Source organism: Faecalibacillus sp. (assembly GCF_047023275.1).
Lineage (GTDB): Bacteria > Bacillota_I > Bacilli_A > Erysipelotrichales > Coprobacillaceae > Faecalibacillus.
In genome coordinates this window covers 1-16220 of the sequence record NZ_JBKYAR010000042.1, presented here as the reverse complement: position 1 = coordinate 16220, position 16220 = coordinate 1, and the positions used below count along the sequence as shown (strand labels likewise).

17 protein-coding genes and 1 other annotated feature are annotated in these 16220 nt (G+C 28.4%); of the genes, 11 read left to right on the top strand and 6 right to left on the bottom strand.

From position 1 onward, the window contains the following. Positions 1–160: 160 nt before the first annotated feature. Together ACLVEP_RS11720 and ACLVEP_RS11715 are read right to left on the bottom strand one after the other, a co-directional pair. The gene (locus ACLVEP_RS11720; protein ID WP_412585043.1) at positions 161–907 is read right to left on the bottom strand and encodes an EFR1 family ferrodoxin; all 747 of its coding nucleotides are present in this window, start codon (positions 905–907) and stop codon (positions 161–163) included. Positions 908–918: 11 nt separating this feature from the next. Then, positions 919–1668, bottom strand: coding sequence for an SDR family NAD(P)-dependent oxidoreductase (locus tag ACLVEP_RS11715; protein WP_412585041.1), 750 nt, complete (start codon positions 1666–1668; stop codon positions 919–921). Between the two features lie 151 nt (positions 1669–1819). Between ACLVEP_RS11715 and ACLVEP_RS11710 the strand changes: the two genes are divergently transcribed. Further along, positions 1820–2389 carry a TetR/AcrR family transcriptional regulator gene (locus ACLVEP_RS11710; RefSeq protein WP_412585039.1) on the top strand — a complete coding sequence of 190 codons (570 nt, stop codon included), beginning with the start codon at positions 1820–1822 and terminating at the stop codon, positions 2387–2389. A 352-nt stretch (positions 2390–2741) separates the two neighbouring features. Here the strand turns inward: ACLVEP_RS11710 and ACLVEP_RS11705 are convergent, their stop codons facing one another. Next, positions 2742–3584, bottom strand: a complete 843-nt coding sequence (locus ACLVEP_RS11705; protein WP_412585037.1) for an undecaprenyl-diphosphate phosphatase — start codon at positions 3582–3584, stop codon at positions 2742–2744. A gap of 100 nt (positions 3585–3684) precedes the next feature. On the opposite strand from ACLVEP_RS11705, the gene ACLVEP_RS11700 reads away from it, so the two are divergent. Further along, complete coding sequence (locus ACLVEP_RS11700) at positions 3685–4257, top strand: hypothetical protein (protein ID WP_318000973.1); 573 nt, start codon at positions 3685–3687, stop codon at positions 4255–4257. A gap of 8 nt (positions 4258–4265) precedes the next feature. Here ACLVEP_RS11700 and trpS read toward each other — a convergent pair whose 3' ends face one another. Next, a complete protein-coding gene (gene trpS / locus ACLVEP_RS11695; protein WP_318000974.1) occupies positions 4266–5261 on the bottom strand; it encodes a tryptophan--tRNA ligase in 996 nt (331 codons plus the stop codon). 32 nt (positions 5262–5293) lie between these two features. Next, positions 5294–5495, bottom strand: a binding site (T-box leader). 99 nt (positions 5496–5594) lie between these two features. On the opposite strand from trpS, the gene spx reads away from it, so the two are divergent. Both spx and ACLVEP_RS11685 read left to right on the top strand, forming a co-directional pair. Further along, complete coding sequence (gene spx / locus ACLVEP_RS11690) at positions 5595–6062, top strand: transcriptional regulator Spx (protein WP_412585035.1); 468 nt, start codon at positions 5595–5597, stop codon at positions 6060–6062. A gap of 25 nt (positions 6063–6087) precedes the next feature. Beyond that, positions 6088–6924: a hypothetical protein gene (locus ACLVEP_RS11685; RefSeq protein ID WP_412585033.1), complete on the top strand. Its 837-nt coding sequence runs from the start codon at positions 6088–6090 to the stop codon at positions 6922–6924. A 31-nt stretch (positions 6925–6955) separates the two neighbouring features. Here the strand turns inward: ACLVEP_RS11685 and ACLVEP_RS11680 are convergent, their stop codons facing one another. Beyond that, a complete protein-coding gene (locus ACLVEP_RS11680; protein ID WP_412585031.1) occupies positions 6956–7516 on the bottom strand; it encodes a CYTH domain-containing protein in 561 nt (186 codons plus the stop codon). Positions 7517–7579: 63 nt separating this feature from the next. Between ACLVEP_RS11680 and ACLVEP_RS11675 the strand changes: the two genes are divergently transcribed. The 3 genes from ACLVEP_RS11675 (at position 7580) to ACLVEP_RS11665 (ending at position 9925) form a co-directional block, all read left to right on the top strand. Further along, a complete protein-coding gene (locus ACLVEP_RS11675; protein WP_318000723.1) occupies positions 7580–8359 on the top strand; it encodes an NAD kinase in 780 nt (259 codons plus the stop codon). Beyond that, positions 8356–9159 carry an RluA family pseudouridine synthase gene (locus ACLVEP_RS11670; RefSeq protein ID WP_412585028.1) on the top strand — a complete coding sequence of 268 codons (804 nt, stop codon included), beginning with the start codon at positions 8356–8358 and terminating at the stop codon, positions 9157–9159. The genes ACLVEP_RS11675 and ACLVEP_RS11670 overlap by 4 nt, the downstream gene beginning before the upstream one ends. A 418-nt stretch (positions 9160–9577) precedes the next feature. Then, positions 9578–9925, top strand: coding sequence for a hypothetical protein (locus ACLVEP_RS11665; RefSeq protein WP_412585026.1), 348 nt, complete (start codon positions 9578–9580; stop codon positions 9923–9925). A 160-nt stretch (positions 9926–10085) separates the two neighbouring features. Here the strand turns inward: ACLVEP_RS11665 and ACLVEP_RS11660 are convergent, their stop codons facing one another. Then, positions 10086–11279: an FtsW/RodA/SpoVE family cell cycle protein gene (locus ACLVEP_RS11660; protein WP_412585024.1), complete on the bottom strand. Its 1194-nt coding sequence runs from the start codon at positions 11277–11279 to the stop codon at positions 10086–10088. 76 nt (positions 11280–11355) lie between these two features. Here ACLVEP_RS11660 and ACLVEP_RS11655 point away from each other — a divergent pair, with 76 nt between their 5' ends. The 4 genes from ACLVEP_RS11655 to ACLVEP_RS11640 all read left to right on the top strand — a co-directional run. After that, positions 11356–11703, top strand: coding sequence for a hypothetical protein (locus ACLVEP_RS11655; protein WP_318000730.1), 348 nt, complete (start codon positions 11356–11358; stop codon positions 11701–11703). Between the two features lie 22 nt (positions 11704–11725). Then, the gene (locus ACLVEP_RS11650) at positions 11726–13702 is read left to right on the top strand and encodes a tetratricopeptide repeat protein (RefSeq protein WP_412585022.1); all 1977 of its coding nucleotides are present in this window, start codon (positions 11726–11728) and stop codon (positions 13700–13702) included. Further along, positions 13699–14934 carry an aminopeptidase gene (locus tag ACLVEP_RS11645; protein WP_412585020.1) on the top strand — a complete coding sequence of 412 codons (1236 nt, stop codon included), beginning with the start codon at positions 13699–13701 and terminating at the stop codon, positions 14932–14934. Before ACLVEP_RS11650 ends, ACLVEP_RS11645 begins: the two co-directional genes overlap by 4 nt. Before the next feature lie 82 nt (positions 14935–15016). Then, positions 15017–16220, top strand: a 1204-nt coding sequence (locus tag ACLVEP_RS11640) for an AAA family ATPase (protein WP_412585018.1), incomplete at its 3' end; no start/stop codon positions are given.

Sequence of the window (16220 nt, the reverse complement as noted above, 5' to 3'; positions counted from 1 at the left end):
ATTTGATTAGTTTTCCAAGAAATACTTACCAACATTTATCTTGGGTTAGGTTTATAGGGAAAAAAACAGGCACAGCTGACGGCTTTTATCTTCATTAGCTGTGCTTGTTTTTAAATGATCATTTTTATACATTCCTATCTTAGTATTTATACAAATGATTTTACGGATGTGTATATTGCCCATGCTTTTTAGTTTTTTTACCATATTGGATTGCAAATTTAGGGCAGTGATGTAAGCAAGAAAGGCACATAACGCATTGCTCCTTAACCCATTCGGGTTTATGGTCTTTGATTAAAATGGCGGAAACAGGACAGTTTTTGACACATAATCCACATTCAACGCAGGTATCTTCAACTGAAAAATGCTTTGTTTTTCGCATTAAATCATATTCGATATTATAACCTATCTTTGCAAGGGGATAAGGAAGTTTATTTTTCATAAAATCCCCTATAGTAAAATTTTTTATTTGCTTGATAATATAATCAATTTCATGCTCTGCATTATTATTTATACGCTGAATTTTTTCTTTATTGCTCAAATCAAAAATTGGAGTCCAAGTATCTGGCATTTTCACACTGAATTTTGTGGACAATGGCAAGCCTTTAGGAGCAAGAATATTATCTGCAAATCTTCCAGTTTGTCCCGGAGTTGTTCCGTAAGTTGCAATGAAATATATGTAGTCCGGTTTATAGCGTAAATCTAATCTTTGTAAAAACTCGATTATAATAGCTGGTAATCCCCAAGAGTATGTAGGGCTTACTATACCAAGTGTTTTGTATTTCTCATCAAATGAGAAAATTTGTTTTTGATAGCAATCTGTAATAGAAACGGCAATGTCACCTGTTTTAGTTGCAATCCTTTTGGCAACATATTCGCTGTTTCCAGTTGCTGAAAAATATAAAATCATAATCTATCTCCTTATCCAAGACCTGCAAATTTAACAAGAAGTGTATGTGGAATAAGCTTTGCAAGCAATCTGTAGCATTTATAAAATGCACCGGTAGTATAAACGGCTCTGCCTTTTTTTGCAGCTTTTAATGATTTCAAAGCAGCAGTCTTTGGATCGATTACAGGCAAGCGTCTTTGACCTTTTGTAAGTTCAGGTTTTGTCATTTCTGTAAGCATAAAACCTGGACACATCGCGCATACATTTATGTGTCTGTCTTTAAGTTCCTCACGTAATCCAAGAGAAAATGCGGATACATAGGATTTTGATGCACAATAAACGATTAAGTTTGTGTTTGGAACAAATGCAGAGGTTGAGGATACTTCCAAAATTGTACCTCCGTCTATAATATATGGCAGACATATCTTTGTTATTGCGGTTGCTCCTTTACAGTTCAAGTCAATGATTTTTAGCATACTTTCAAGCTCCATATCCTCAAAAGGAGAACCGATTGACATACCTGCATCATTTATTAAAACTTCAATTTGAGGATTATTGGTTTTTAATTTTTCTTCCAATAGTTTGAAACTGCTCATATCAGTCATATCCATAGGAATAATTGTACAATGTTTATCGGGATATTTCATAGAAACTTCTTTTAATCGTTCCTCACGACGGGCAATCAGCCATAGTTCATCTATTTCAGGAAATAATTTTGTGACGGCGTCAACATAGCAGACACCAAGTCCGGAAGATGCTCCGGTTATAACTGCAATACTCATAAAAACACTCTCCTTTACACAAGTGAATAAATTTAGACACTTGTAAAATTCTTGATTTCATACTATATTGTAACTGGCAACAAGACAAGTGACAAATGGACTTACTTGTTTAAAGTTAGACAAATATTGAATTTTGCAAAAGGGGACAGATATGAAATACGATATTACAAAGCCATTAACAAAAGGAGCAAAACGAACACTTAGGGCATTCAGTAAGGAAATGTTTATGCTTTTGTCTGAGAAATCCTTTGAGGAAATCACTGTCGGTCAGTTATGTGAAGCGGCACAATATCCTCGTGCGACATTTTATAATTACTTTGATGATAAATATGATTTGCTTGGTTACTGTTGGCAGACACTTGCTGAGCAAATAGGATTTAGTGATTATCATCATGCTGAAGAAAATGAAATGTTGTACCTTTATTTTGATCGAATTTATGATTTTACAAAGCAAAATGAAGTTGTTATACACAAGGTTCTTTTGAATAACAGCGAGGTAGGATATATGTTTTCAAGTTTTAGAAATTTTTTGAATAATAAAATGCGTTTTATATTTAAAAGCTGTCCAGAAGCAATGCAAAAAGACATTCCTAGTGAATTGCTTGCAGACCATTACAGCAATACATTATTTCTTGTATGGCAGTGGGCAACAATAAAAAAATCTGACTGCACGAAGGAACAGGCACATAAATATCTTTGCTTATTAGTCAGTAATTTGTGAATTTCTCAGCATAGGTATGAAGAAAATTGAAATAATGATTATGAAAAAAGCGAGTGAAAGGATTTATATTTTCACTTGTTTTAATTTATGTCATGGAGTGATTAATTAGTATCTACACTATCATATTTTCTACTTTGAGTTTACTTTTTTTCTTACTGGCTGTTCAATTAAATTCTTTGCTTGATACTCAATATTTGCAAGATAATCATAGAGTATTTCGTGATTTTGAGAAAATTACGAAGATATGAATTTCCTAAAAATAGAAAAAGGCTCTGATCTTTTACAATCAAAGCCTCGATTTCATCTTTACTACAACCTATAAGATTAGCAAATGCGAAATCTTTTTTAATTATTATAAAAATAGAATAGCAATAACTCCTACTATAAAACAATAGTAAGAAAAATAATTCAATTTTCTTTTATTTAAAATACTAAACAATAAATTAAGTGCTAAATAAGTAACAATTCCACTGACAATAAAACTAATTAAATATGGAAGCCATAATGCAGCTACAGTTGAACTTGTTAAAAAATGTTTAAGTTTTAAAATAATTGCTCCAAAACTTACTGGCATAAACATAAAGAAAGAAAAATCTCTTGCTGCTTTTTGATCAAGACCACCAAGCATTCCTCCTGTTAAAGTAGAACCACTACGGGAAATACCAGGAAGTAAAGCTAATAATTGGAAAAATCCCATTCTTAAAGCATCCCATAAATTCATCTTCTTTGCTGTTCTTTTACCTTTATATCCAAATTTGTGAATAAGCATTAAAAAGCAAGCTGTAACAAGTAAACAACATCCTACTAATTTAGGATTAGAGAATGCATGTTCAATATAATCATTTAAAAAGAATCCTCCAAGAGCAGCAGGAATTGTTGCTACAATTAATAACATACAAAATCTAAAATCAGGTAATAGTTCGTCTCTTTTTTGTGGCTTAGCAATATATCCAAAAAAAGATTTGATTAAACGAATAATATCTTGGCGATAATAAAACATAATTGCAATTAATGAACCAGTATTAACGATAACTTCAAAAGTAACATCATTCATTTGTGGAACCATTAAACCAAGTTTTTCAAAAATACTTTGGAATAAAACTAAATGTCCACTACTTGAAATAGGAATAGGTTCACTAAAGCCTTGAATAGCACCTAAAATTGCATAGACAATAATATCTTTAATTAAATTCATAATTTCACCTCGTCACCCATTATATATGAAAATATTATAAAAATATACAAAAACATTTTTTAGACAAAATAAACATATACTAAAAAAAAGGAGGAAAAAAATGATTGTTAATTGGGTTAAAGAAGATGAAGAACTATTAGAACCATATGAATGGTCAAATGGTGATGATATTGAAATCATTTCAACACTTTCATGTTTTAAAGTTGATCAAAAGACATTACATGATTTTATCTATGGATGTTTACAAATATTTGATCAAAAGATGTGTCAAAAAGTATTCGCGATAGGGGATGGTCATTATGCTTTAGCGATTGAAACAGATGATCAAGGTAAATTATGTTATCGTAGTGTTTTTGATTTTTGTGATCGTGATAAGATGAATAAAAAAATTGCTGCTTTAGAATTATCTACTATACATTATCAAATGTATGATGAAGGAGAAATGAAAGAATATGGATTAACAAGAGAAGAAAGATTAAAAAAGCAATTTATTGAACAAAAAATAGATGAATTATATATAGAGGGTTATGATGATTTTTTAATGTTATGTAGACAACTAAATATTGAAGATCAACAAAGTATCCAAAAATATAATCATTTAAAAAATAAAATAGCCAAAGGCTATTCATTTATTCATGAAATCTTATTTTATGAACTTACAAAAAAGAAATAAGCATATGCTTATTTCTTGATTGTAATACCAATTTTTCTTTCTACTTTTGCAAGTTTCTTTCTAGCCATATAACGTGCTTTATCAGCACCTTCGTTTAAAATAGTATCAATATAATCACCTTGATTGATTTCATGATATTTATCATGGATTTTTTGTAATTCATTACCTACAACTTCAGCTAAATCTTTTTTAAATTGACCATAACCAACACCTTGATAACGTTCTACAAGTGCATCAATTGATTCACCACTTAAAATAGAATAAATTGTAAGTAAATTTGAAATACCAGGTTTATTTTTAACATCATAATAAATAGCGTTATCACTATCAGTGACAGCAGACATAATTTTCTTTTTAGAAACATTGATATCATCTAAAATATAAATACATCCTTTTCCTGTTTCATCAGATTTAGACATTTTCTTTGTTGGATTTTGTAAATCCATAATACGTCCACCTACTTTTGGAACAAGTGGTTCAGGTAATTTAAATGTTTCACTATAACGATTATTAAATCTTTCAGCAATATCTCTAGCTAATTCACAATGTTGTTTTTGATCTTCTCCTACAGGTACATAATCAGGATCATAAAGTAAAATATCAGCATTCATTAATGAAGGATAGTTAAAAATACCAGCTCCAATAGATTCATCTTTTTTAAGTTTACTTGCTTTATCTTTATATTGAGTCATACGTGATAGTTCACCCATTGACACCATACATCCTAAATACCAACCAAGTTGAGCATGTTCTAAAACATCAGATTGTAAAAATAAAGTTACTTTTTTAGGATCTAATCCAGCAGCTAAATATAAAGAGATTAAATCTTTTGTGTTTTTTCTTAAATCTTTTGGTTCTTGATAAATTGTCATACTGTGTAAGTTTGCGACAAAGACAATCATTTCATATTCATCTTGATATGAAACAAAAGGTTTAATAGCTCCTATATAATTTCCTAAAGTTACTCTTCCTGTTGGCTTGATGCCACTCAACATTCTTTTCATACATTTCCTCCTTAAAATAAAAAACGTCCTTCAAAAAGGACGTTAATAACGCGGTACCACCTTAATTCGTATAAATATATACGCTCTTAATTTTAACGCAATTAGCGACAAAAGACTCATGCCTTTTGTAACTCCAGAACCCCAATTTCAACTATATCAATGGCTTATTTCCATCACCCATAAGCTTTCTATAACATTTAATATAATTTACTTATGTTCCTTCAAAGTCTTTAGAAATATTATAATAAGCTCATTTATAAAAATCAAGATATTTAAAAAAAGAATATACAAAGTTTAAAATTGTTGTATAATTACATACAAAGGAGTGATTGTATGATACGTATATATACCGCCCCAAGTTGTGCTTCTTGTAGAAAAGTAAAATCTTGGTTAAATGAAAATCAAATACCTTATGTAGAAAAGAATATTTTTTCTACTTTATTAAAAGAATCAGAACTTCGTGAATTACTTGAACGTAGTGAAAATGGTACAGACGATATTATTTCTAAAAGAAGCAAAATCATAAAGGAAAACGACATAGATATTGATTCAATGAAAATAAATGATCTTATTAAATTTATACAAGCTAATCCTTCGGTTTTAAAAAGACCAATTATGATTGATGAAAGAAGATTTCAAGTAGGATATAATGCTGAAGAAATAAGAGTTTTTATTCCTAAAGAACTTAGAAAACTTGCTGAATGTCATGATATGGATCATTGTCCACAATTTACAAATAAAGATTGTTTGAATTTTAAAAAAGAATATGAAAGAGATAGAGAAAAAGAATCAAATCATTAGATTGATTCTTTTTTAGGAGGAATTTATGAAAAAGTTTTTAAAAATAGTAATGACATTGATTTTAATTTGTTCAAGTTTTTATCTAGCAATTTCATTATTTATGAATCATTTAATTATTAATGATATGGTACCAACAGTAACTCAATCAACAGCTGTGACAACAGCTTTAGAAGATGCTTGTCAAAATGTTTTAAGTACAATGAATATGGATGAAAACAAAAGTCAAGAACTTGTGACTTCTTTACAACAAGATGAAAAAACACAAGAACTTGTCAATGAATATATTGATACAGTTTTAAGTAATGGTTCAGCAAGTGATATTGATGAAACACTTTTAAAACAAACATTAGAAGATAGAAAAGATGAAGTTTATTCATTATTAAAACCTTCAATTAGTGAAGAAACATTTTCAACATTATATAATGAAGCTATTAATCAAGTAGATTTACAAGCAGTTAATCAAAAGGTTGTTAATAAAGTTGAAAATACGATGGAACAATCAGGTGAAACTTATAAAATGGTTAAAAAAGTATATAGCTTTAAAAATACAACACATATTATTATCAGTGCTGTTTTATTAGCTGTGTCTACAATTTATTTAATTTTAATTTCTTATCAAGATCGCTTGATTACAAAATGTTTATCTGTAAGTTATCTTGTTTGTGGAATTATGACTTTCTTAATTGCTTTTGCTATTATTTTAGGTTTAACAGCGATGGTTTCTTCTACGATGAATATCCAATTAACATCTATTAGATATATGTATGTTTGTGGTGCTGTTTATTTCTTTGTAGGAATTGTTTTATTGATTATCAATGCTTTTTTAAAGAAGAAAAAACGTTATCATTATTATTATGAATAAAAAAATGAATAGGCTTTGCCTATTCGTTTTTTTATAATGTTGATAACATTCTTCTAGTTTTACTTGCACAATTTCTTTCATATTTTAAATGATAAGGTTGAAGAAGTGTTTGAAAAGCAAGAATTCCTTGATGATAATCATTGACTTCAAATTCTATTTCATAGTCATGATGTTGATTATAGTCATTTTCATCTAAAGATAAAACACCTTCAGGCAATATAATATCATGACGAATAGTCTTTAAATAATAACCACATACCAAATCCTTTATATAGATGCCTTTTTCTTTTAAAATATCAAATATTTCATTTTCAACTTCTTGATGATTAAAAATAGCTTCTTTAATATCTTTATCAATATCAATATTTAACTCATTAGTACCAATTTCTGCTGGTCTTTTTAAAGTTAATTCAAATCTTCCTTTTTTTTCTCTGATTCTTAATGTATATCTATTTTTCGCAAGTAAAGGATGAAAAAGATAATAGTTTGTTTGTTCATAAGAATCTTTTATTTGATTTTGATAATCTAATAGTATTTTTTTAAATATTTTTTCTTCTAATAACATTTTAAATTCAATTTCTAAATGTTCCATAGGATACCTCTTTGCCTAAATGATTTAGATATATTATAATACATGTATATGGAGGGAAGAAAGATGAAATATGCATTAATGGTAAGAAATGATGATCTTTCTAAAAAAACAGCTTTAAAAATTAAAGAAAGTTTACAAAACTTTTTTATTTATGATGAAAAAGATCCTGATTTAGTTATTTCAATAGGTGGAGATGGAACAATTCTAGAAGCTGTACATCAATATTTAGATGTTGATTGTTGTTTTGTAGGAATACATACAGGAACATTAGGTTTTTATACAGATTACCAAGTGGATGAATTAGATCAATTTATAAAAGATGTAACTTCTAGACAATTTAAAACTATGAAAAGATATATGTTAGAAATCAAAATAAATAAAAAAGATTCATCTCAAACTTATTATGCTTTAAATGAATTAAGATTGGATCAAGGATTACAGGCACAAGTTATTCATGTGTATATTGGTAATGTTTTATTAGAAGTCTTTAGAGGAAATGGTTTATGTGTTTCAACACCATCGGGGTCAACAGCTTATAATAAATCTTTAGGAGGATCTATTATTTATCCAGGAATTCCTTTAATGCAACTTACAGAAGTTGCAGGTATTCATCATAATGCGTATCGTTCTTTAGGCTCTAGTTTGATTTTAGATGAAAGTCAAACTATTAAATTAGTGGGAAATCATTTTAATCATTCTTTAATTGGAATTGATCACATTCATTTACAATTAGAAGATGTTGAAAGTATTGAAATTACGATTGGACGTAAGTATGTACGTTTTATTGAATATAAAGAAATGTCTTTTATTAAAAGAGTAAGAAGGGCTTTTATTAATTCATGAAATATTGGATAGAAGAAAATATATTATTAAGAGATTACTTGAAAGAATTGCCAATTAGTCAGGCAATGATTAAAAAGATAAAAAGAAATGGTGATTTTCTGGTAAATGGAAATAGTCAAACAGTCAGATATTTATTGCAAAAAGGAGATTGTTTAGAAATCATATTTCCTCAAGAAACATCCCTGATACAACCAGAAAATATACCTTTAAAAATTGTTTATGAAGATGACTATTATTTAATTATCGATAAAGAAAGTCAAATGCCTTGCATACCTACAAAAAGATATCAAAGTCATACATTATGTCATGCTTTAATGTATTATTACCAACAAATTGGTCTAAACAGTACAATTCATTTAGTCAACCGTTTAGATAAAGAAACTTCAGGATATATGTTGGTTGCTAAAAGTGGACAAGCACATGCAATGTTATCAAAAGATATTAAACAAGTAAAAAGAGTCTATCATTGTTTAGTAGAGGGTATTTTAGAAGGTGAAGGGGTTATTGATCAACCTATTTTAAAAAGTGAAGACTCAATTAAAAGAATAGTGAGTGATAAAGGGAAAAGTGCAAAAACTTTTTATAAAGTATTAGCCCATCATAATCAACAAACACTTGTAGAATGTAAACTTGTAACAGGAAGAACACATCAAATAAGAGTACATATGGCTTCTATTGGTCATCCATTAGTAGGTGATGAACTCTATGGTTCTAAAGAAAAACAATTATTTTATTTAGAAAGTGTAGAAATAAGCTTTATTCATCCTTTTACAAATCAAGAAATACATTATAAAAAATAGGATGTTTATGTCAAATACAGACAAACATCCTATTTTTTTGCTTTTGACATAATAATTTCCATTCTATACTTATATAATCTATGTATTAATTGACGTAGGCATAATTGATATATATAATATAGTTAGAAAGCGGTTTCGAAATGTATTAAGAAGTCCTATTTAACTTATATAATTTGTAAAGATAAGTTATTTTTCTTGGAATAATGATATCGTCTTGTAAATATTATTTTGATTCTATTTCTTCATTCTTTGTATTTGCAGGTATAGAACTTATTCCATTTGAATTACCTTGTTTATCAGCTGCATATACTATTTTCTTAAAATAGTATTTAATTGTTTTTATGTTTTCAATAATTTTGCTTTTAAAGATGATATATGTATTGCATTTATTAAAGTATAGATAATGAGGAAAAAGAAGATGAAGAAAAAGTATGCATATTTGAAAAAATATATTAAATGGATGTTGGTAATTATTGTGGTAATTACGTGTATTAAATTATATACAAATTTTTTGTTTGAAAATTTAAATAATGAGACCCCTAGAGAAGCTGTTGTTGAATTTATATATGGTGAAACTCATAGTTGGAAATCATTTTTTATAGAAGTAGAAGAATGTAAAGATATTGATAAAACTGATAGCAGTAGTCTTTATTATAATATAAAGTATAATGGTTGGTGGTCTATTCCTGATCAGATGGGTGGAAAGATTGAAATAAAGAAAATAGGTAATCATTATTATGTTGTTGAGTATATAGGATATTGTTAATTGTAAAAATATAGAATTTTAAAGTGAACTGCATAAGTTGAATCAACAACTTAAAAAGTTCACTTTTATTGTGTTAGTAGATAAAGAATCAGATAAAAAGAAAAGGATTGAATTTAATAATCTTAAACAATCCTTTTTTATACTATATTGAAGTAGTTTTTTAATTGATTTGATTGTATTTAGCAATACTTGTTTGACGATGAATATCAAAACACATACCAATAGCAATCATATAAGATAAAAGTGAAGATCCACCATAAGATAAAAATGGTAGTGTAATTCCGGTAATTGGAAGTATTCCTAGAATCATAGCGATATTCCAAAATTGTTGGAAGATCATACATCCAAAAATACCAGCAATAAAATATTTATCACTTTGATGTGTTGCTTTTAAACCAACATATAAAATACAAACATCTAAAGCTAAAATTGCAATGAGAGTAATAATGGCACCAACAAAGCCAAAACCTAAAGTAATAACGGAAAAGATAAAGTCAGTGTGTGCTTCTTGTAAAGAGATAATGACTGTATCAAATCCATGTCCAAAGAGTCCTGCAGTTCCATAAGCCATCATCGCATTATATAGTTGATAGCCTTGATTTTGATAAGTTCCTTCAGGATCGACCCATCCATAAAAACGATCAAGTTTATGACCAGTAATAATAGATGAGAAAATATCTTGGCGATAAATAAATAAGTAAGTAAAAATAACGATAATAACAGCCGCAAAAGCACACCCTACAATGTACCATTTTTTATTGATTCCAGATGCAAATAAAATAACAACGACTGAAAAAGCCATAATTAAGGTAACACCGGCATCGTTTTGTAAGTAAGTGAGTAACATAGGTGGTAAGGCAATAGCCATAACACGACCAATTAATTGTAAATCAGTATCAAATGTATGAATTAAATATTTTTCATTATGTAAAGAAACTGTTTTAGACATACAAATAATCATGACAACTTTCATAAATTCAGAAGGTTGAAATGAAAAACCTGGAAAGTTATACCATGATGTAGCACCATTTAAGTCTTTCGCAAAAGGAATGATTCTCATTCCTAATTTATAAATCGCAAATCTTTGAACAACAAGACCTACTAGAAAAACAATTAAGATACCATAAAAAATCCACATTCCTGAATAAATACGGTCATTTCCAAAACGATTGATCAAAAAGATCAAGCTTACACCTATCATATAATAGAGGAGTTGTTTACTCCAATATCCTGTAGGATTAGGGTAGGTAATATAACCAGCTGCACATTTAATTGTATAACAACTTATAAGACATAAAATAAATAAGATGATGGCAAGTGGCCAACAAATTGTAGAATCTAAATATTTTTTCATTTTGTCACCCCTAGTGATTTATAGTATACTATAAATATATCATAAAAGAAAATGTTTATTAAGAAAGGAAATAGATATGTCAGATTATTTTATTTATGTTTTAATTGCACTTATAGTGATTGTTGCAGTATGGTTTATTTTTGCTAAGGTTTTAAAAAATAAAAAACCAAAGGAAGTGACTGTAAAGGATATTCCTATTGATATAGAAGCTTTAATTCATGCTTTAGGAGGCATTGAAAATATTAAAAATAGTGAAAGTCAAGGAAGTAAAGTACGTTTTTTTGTAGAAAATGATGATTTAGTAAAAGTGAATGTTTTAAAAGAATTAGGAGCGAGTGGAGTTATTCAGGCAACTGGAAAAGTAACTGTTATTTTAGGAAAATTCTCTGAGGAAATTAGTAGAATAGTCAATGCAAAGAAATAACATTCCAATAGGGGGTGAAATTATGAAAGAAAGAATTCATTTATATGAACCTTTTTTTCATCATTATTATATAGATGAAATTCTAAATGATTATGAATTAGAAACATTGATTCGTGTAAAGAAAGATGATTATCAACAATCAGTCGCTTATATTAAATTAATTTCTGTTTATTCACATCATGCAAGTATTGAAGAATTACAACAACAAGTAGATTCAATTCAAATAATGATGGAAACATATGAAGATTATCAAGAATTTGAACAATATTTAATAGAAAATGAAGATCATCAAGTGATTGGTATAGATTTATGTGCCCTTACTTATAATCAACATTATGAAGAATTAGATTTAGAAGAATTAACACCAGATCAGTATTATCAAGTAGGTCTTTATTATTATGATCAAAAAAAATATGATCAAGCATTAGAATGTTTTCATTTAGGAGAAGAATGTGAAGATTCTGATTGTTTATGCGTTTTAGGATATATGTATGAAAAAGGCCAAGGAGTCAATCAAAGCAATCAAGTTGCCATGACGTATTATCGTTTAGCAAGTGATTTAGGAAATGTTGTTGCAGCTTGTAATCTTGCTTATTTTTATGAATATGGAATAGATGTTGAACAAGATTATGAAAAAGCTTTTGAACTTTATTCTTTAGGTGTTGAAGAAGGTTTTCCACGTTCTTTATTTTCAACAGCTTTTTTCTTACAAAATGGCTATGGTGTTGATCAAGATTTAGAAGAAGCATTTTTACGTTATGAAGAAGCAGCTGCTTTAGGACATAACGATGCAATTTGTGCCCTTGGAGAGTGTTATGAATATGGTCAAGGAACCAGACAGGATTATCAAAGAGCATTATATTATTATGAAAAAGCAGCTTATGAAGGAAGTAGTCTTGCTAAATATAAATTAGGACGTTTTTATGATTTAGGTTATGGCTGTGATGAAAATTATCCTAAAGCGTTTCATTGGTATCAAGAAGCGGCTAAAGATGGTTTGGATGTGGCTATTACAGCAATGGCTACATGTTATGAATTTGGTCGAGGAGTAGAAAAAGATAGCCATCAGGCTTTAGAGTGTTATTTAAAAGCAGCGAATATGGGTTATATGAATGCACAGTTTTGTTTAGGGTATTTTTATGAAATGCATAGTGAGTATCCTGATAGTGAAAAGAATAGTTTTTATTGGTATTTAAAAGCAAGTAAACAAGGTGATGGGCAATCAACGCTTGCTATTGCTTATTATTATGGTCAAGGAATAGGAACAGATAAAGATGAAAAGAAATCTTTTGAAGCATATCAAAAAGCAGCTAATCTTGGAGAAAGAGAAGCATTTTATTATTTAGGCGTTTGTTATTTAGAAGGTAAAGGTGTTTTACAAGATAAAGAAAAAGGGATTGCTTGGTTAACTAAAGTAGAGGATCAGTATGCTTTAGCAGCTTATTTGATTGGGCAGTATTTTAAAGAAAAACATGATGATAAACAAGCAATACAACATTTTAAATTAGCTATTTTAAAAGATGATGAGGAACAATCATTATATCAATTAGCTCTTTATGGTGAACAAGGAATAGAAATCAGTAAAGAAGAAATGCTTGATTATCTTTTAAGAAGTGCTCAAAAAGGGTATTCACCAGCACTTGTAAAATATGCTTATTATTTAGAAAATGGTATTTATGTGGAAAAAGATTATCAAATGGCCTATGAATATTATTTATTAGCTTGTCAAAAACAAAATAGAGAAGGTTTTTATCATTTAGGTAGATGGTTTTTCTATGGTATTGGGCAAAAAGAAGATAAACATAAAGCTATGCAATATTATCAACAAGCGAGTAATTATCATTATTCAAAAGCAAGCTTTATGTTAGGTTATATGTATCATTATGGTGATGGTATTTCTAAAGATTTAGAAAAAGCAAAAAAATACTATCAATTAGCGCTTCAAGAGGGATATCTTGATGCGCAAAAGGAATTAGATAAATTAGAGGTGGAAAAATGAGTTTTGAAACAAAATTAGAAAAATATGCTAAGTTAATTGTTCAATCAGGTTTGAATGTTCAAGAAAAACAAACAGTTGTCATTAGTGCATCTATTGAAAGCTATCAACTTGTAAGAGCTGTCAGTAAACAAGCATATCTTGTAGGTGCTAAAGAAGTTGTTGTTCATTATAGTGATGAAGAAGTGACACGTATGAAATATGAAAATATGGAAGCAGAAGATTTTAATCAAGTACCTGCATGGTTTTCATCATTTAGAAATGATTATGCTTTAATGAATGCTTGTTTTCTTTATATTGATGATGAAGATCCTGAAATGCTTGCAGGGATTGAACCTAAAAAGATTTCTAATTGGCAAAGAGCAGTTAAAAAGGCATGTAAGACATATTTTGATTTATCAGATAATATGACAAATGCTTGGTGTATTGTAGGTGGAGCTACTCAAAAATGGGCTAATAAGGTTTATCCTGATATGTCAAATCAAGAAGCATTAGATAGTTTATGGAATGCTATTTTTAAAGCAGCTAAAATTGATGATGAACATGATCCAGTAGAACTATGGAATCAACATCGTCGTTCTTTTGAAAAGAGAGTTAATTATTTAAATAGTTTAAATTTAAAGAAACTTTATTATAAAAATAGTAAAGGAACTGAAATTACAATTGGTTTAAATGAAGATTATTTATTTGCTGGTGGGGGAAGTTATTTAAAAAATGGTGTATATAATTTTCCTAATATACCAACAGAAGAAATCTTTACTTCACCTAATAAAGATGATGTAGAAGGAATTGTTTTTAGTTCTTTACCTTTAAGTTATGGTGGAAATATTGTTGATGAGTTTTATTTGCGTTTTAAAGATGGGCAAGTGATTGATTTTGGTGCTAAAGAAGGATATGAAGTTTTAAAAGGAATTATAGATAGTGATGAAGGAAGTAAACGTTTAGGTGAAATTGCTTTAATTCCTTATCATTCACCAATTAATGAATTAAAAACATTATTTTATAATACTTTATATGATGAAAATGCTTCATGCCATATGGCCTTAGGAATTGGTTTTTCTGAATGTATTAAAGGTGGTATTGATATGGATAAAAAAGAATTATTTGAAAAAGGTGTCAATGATTCTTTAGTGCATGTTGATTTTATGATGGGAACAGAAGATCTAATGATTGATGGTATTTTAGAAGATGGCAGTCATGTAAAAATCTTTGAAAATGGTAATTTTGTTTTTTAATAATTTGTGGGGATTTATCCCCACTTTTTAATTAGTAAATGGATATGAAATAAGCTATAATAGTAACGAAAGGGTGATGAACATGAAAAAGATACCAACAGGAATTAAAAGTTTTAGAAAGCTTAGAGAAGAAAATTATTATTTTGTAGATAAAACTTTAATGATTAAAGATTTTCTAGAAAGAGGTTCTGAAGTAACGCTTGTTACAAGACCTAGAAGATTTGGTAAAACAATTAATATGTCAATGATGTCAGAATTCTTTGATATTACCAAAGATTCTAAAGAAATCTTTAAAGGTACGAAAATCATGGAAACACCTTATGCAAGTGAAATAAACCAATACCCAACGGTCTTTATTTCTTTTGCAGACGCAAAAGAAAATAAAGAAACAATTGTTAGTTTTATTAAAGATCAATTTCAATTAGAATATTCTAAATATCATTTTATTTTTAAAGATATGGATGAATATGAAGAAAATGATTATAGAATAATTAATAAAGGTATTAAAGATAATCAAAATGGTACATTACAAGATATTGAAAAAGCTTTTATTTTTTTGATGAGACGTTTAAAAAAATATTACAACAAACAAGTTATGTTGTTTATTGATGAATATGATACGCCTTTTATAGAAGCAAAGACAGGTAACTGTTATCAAGAAGTCAAGGGAAGTCTAGCAACTTTACTTAGAAGTTCGCTTAAAAATTCAGAAGATTTAAAATATGCCTTTATTACAGGAATACAAAGAGTAGCTAAAGAAAATATCTTCAGTGATTTAAATAATCTTGTTGTTTGTGATATAACAGATAAACGTTATTCAACTTATTTTGGCTTTGACAGTGATGAAACAAAAGAATTACTAGAATACTATGGATTAGAATTAAATGATAAAGTCAAAGAAATGTATGATGGTTATCATATAGGTAATCGAGATATCTATAATCCATGGTCATTATTAAATTATGTTGATACAAGAGAATTGATATCTTATTGGGTCAATACTAGTGCCAATACAATGATCAAAGATGGTATCAAGAAATCAAATCATGATTTCAAAGAACAATATAAGGAATTAATTGAAGATGGATATTTAGATACAGAAGTGAATTTACAAACAAGTTTTTATGAAGTAGAAAGTACACTAACATTATGGGGATTATTTGTTAATGCTGGGTATTTGACAATAGATCAAGTGATTGATTTAATGGATAGCTATTATCGAATTAGAATCCCAAATGAAGAAGTAAAAAAAGAATTTAAGAATATTACAGACTATTATCTTTCTT

What these genes read in the sequence shown, in the direction of transcription:
- ACLVEP_RS11720 (WP_412585043.1), bottom strand. Translation starts at nt 907, where the DNA reads ATGATTTTATATTTTTCAGCAACTGGAAACAGCGAATATGTTGCCAAA.
- ACLVEP_RS11715 (WP_412585041.1), bottom strand. Translation starts at nt 1,668, where the DNA reads ATGAGTATTGCAGTTATAACCGGAGCATCTTCCGGACTTGGTGTCTGC.
- ACLVEP_RS11710 (WP_412585039.1), top strand. Translation starts at nt 1,820, where the DNA reads ATGAAATACGATATTACAAAGCCATTAACAAAAGGAGCAAAACGAACA.
- ACLVEP_RS11705 (WP_412585037.1), bottom strand. Translation starts at nt 3,584, where the DNA reads ATGAATTTAATTAAAGATATTATTGTCTATGCAATTTTAGGTGCTATT.
- ACLVEP_RS11700 (WP_318000973.1), top strand. Translation starts at nt 3,685, where the DNA reads ATGATTGTTAATTGGGTTAAAGAAGATGAAGAACTATTAGAACCATAT.
- trpS (WP_318000974.1), bottom strand. Translation starts at nt 5,261, where the DNA reads ATGAAAAGAATGTTGAGTGGCATCAAGCCAACAGGAAGAGTAACTTTA.
- spx (WP_412585035.1), top strand. Translation starts at nt 5,595, where the DNA reads ATGATACGTATATATACCGCCCCAAGTTGTGCTTCTTGTAGAAAAGTA.
- ACLVEP_RS11685 (WP_412585033.1), top strand. Translation starts at nt 6,088, where the DNA reads ATGAAAAAGTTTTTAAAAATAGTAATGACATTGATTTTAATTTGTTCA.
- ACLVEP_RS11680 (WP_412585031.1), bottom strand. Translation starts at nt 7,516, where the DNA reads ATGGAACATTTAGAAATTGAATTTAAAATGTTATTAGAAGAAAAAATA.
- ACLVEP_RS11675 (WP_318000723.1), top strand. Translation starts at nt 7,580, where the DNA reads ATGAAATATGCATTAATGGTAAGAAATGATGATCTTTCTAAAAAAACA.
- ACLVEP_RS11670 (WP_412585028.1), top strand. Translation starts at nt 8,356, where the DNA reads ATGAAATATTGGATAGAAGAAAATATATTATTAAGAGATTACTTGAAA.
- ACLVEP_RS11665 (WP_412585026.1), top strand. Translation starts at nt 9,578, where the DNA reads ATGAAGAAAAAGTATGCATATTTGAAAAAATATATTAAATGGATGTTG.
- ACLVEP_RS11660 (WP_412585024.1), bottom strand. Translation starts at nt 11,279, where the DNA reads ATGAAAAAATATTTAGATTCTACAATTTGTTGGCCACTTGCCATCATC.
- ACLVEP_RS11655 (WP_318000730.1), top strand. Translation starts at nt 11,356, where the DNA reads ATGTCAGATTATTTTATTTATGTTTTAATTGCACTTATAGTGATTGTT.
- ACLVEP_RS11650 (WP_412585022.1), top strand. Translation starts at nt 11,726, where the DNA reads ATGAAAGAAAGAATTCATTTATATGAACCTTTTTTTCATCATTATTAT.
- ACLVEP_RS11645 (WP_412585020.1), top strand. Translation starts at nt 13,699, where the DNA reads ATGAGTTTTGAAACAAAATTAGAAAAATATGCTAAGTTAATTGTTCAA.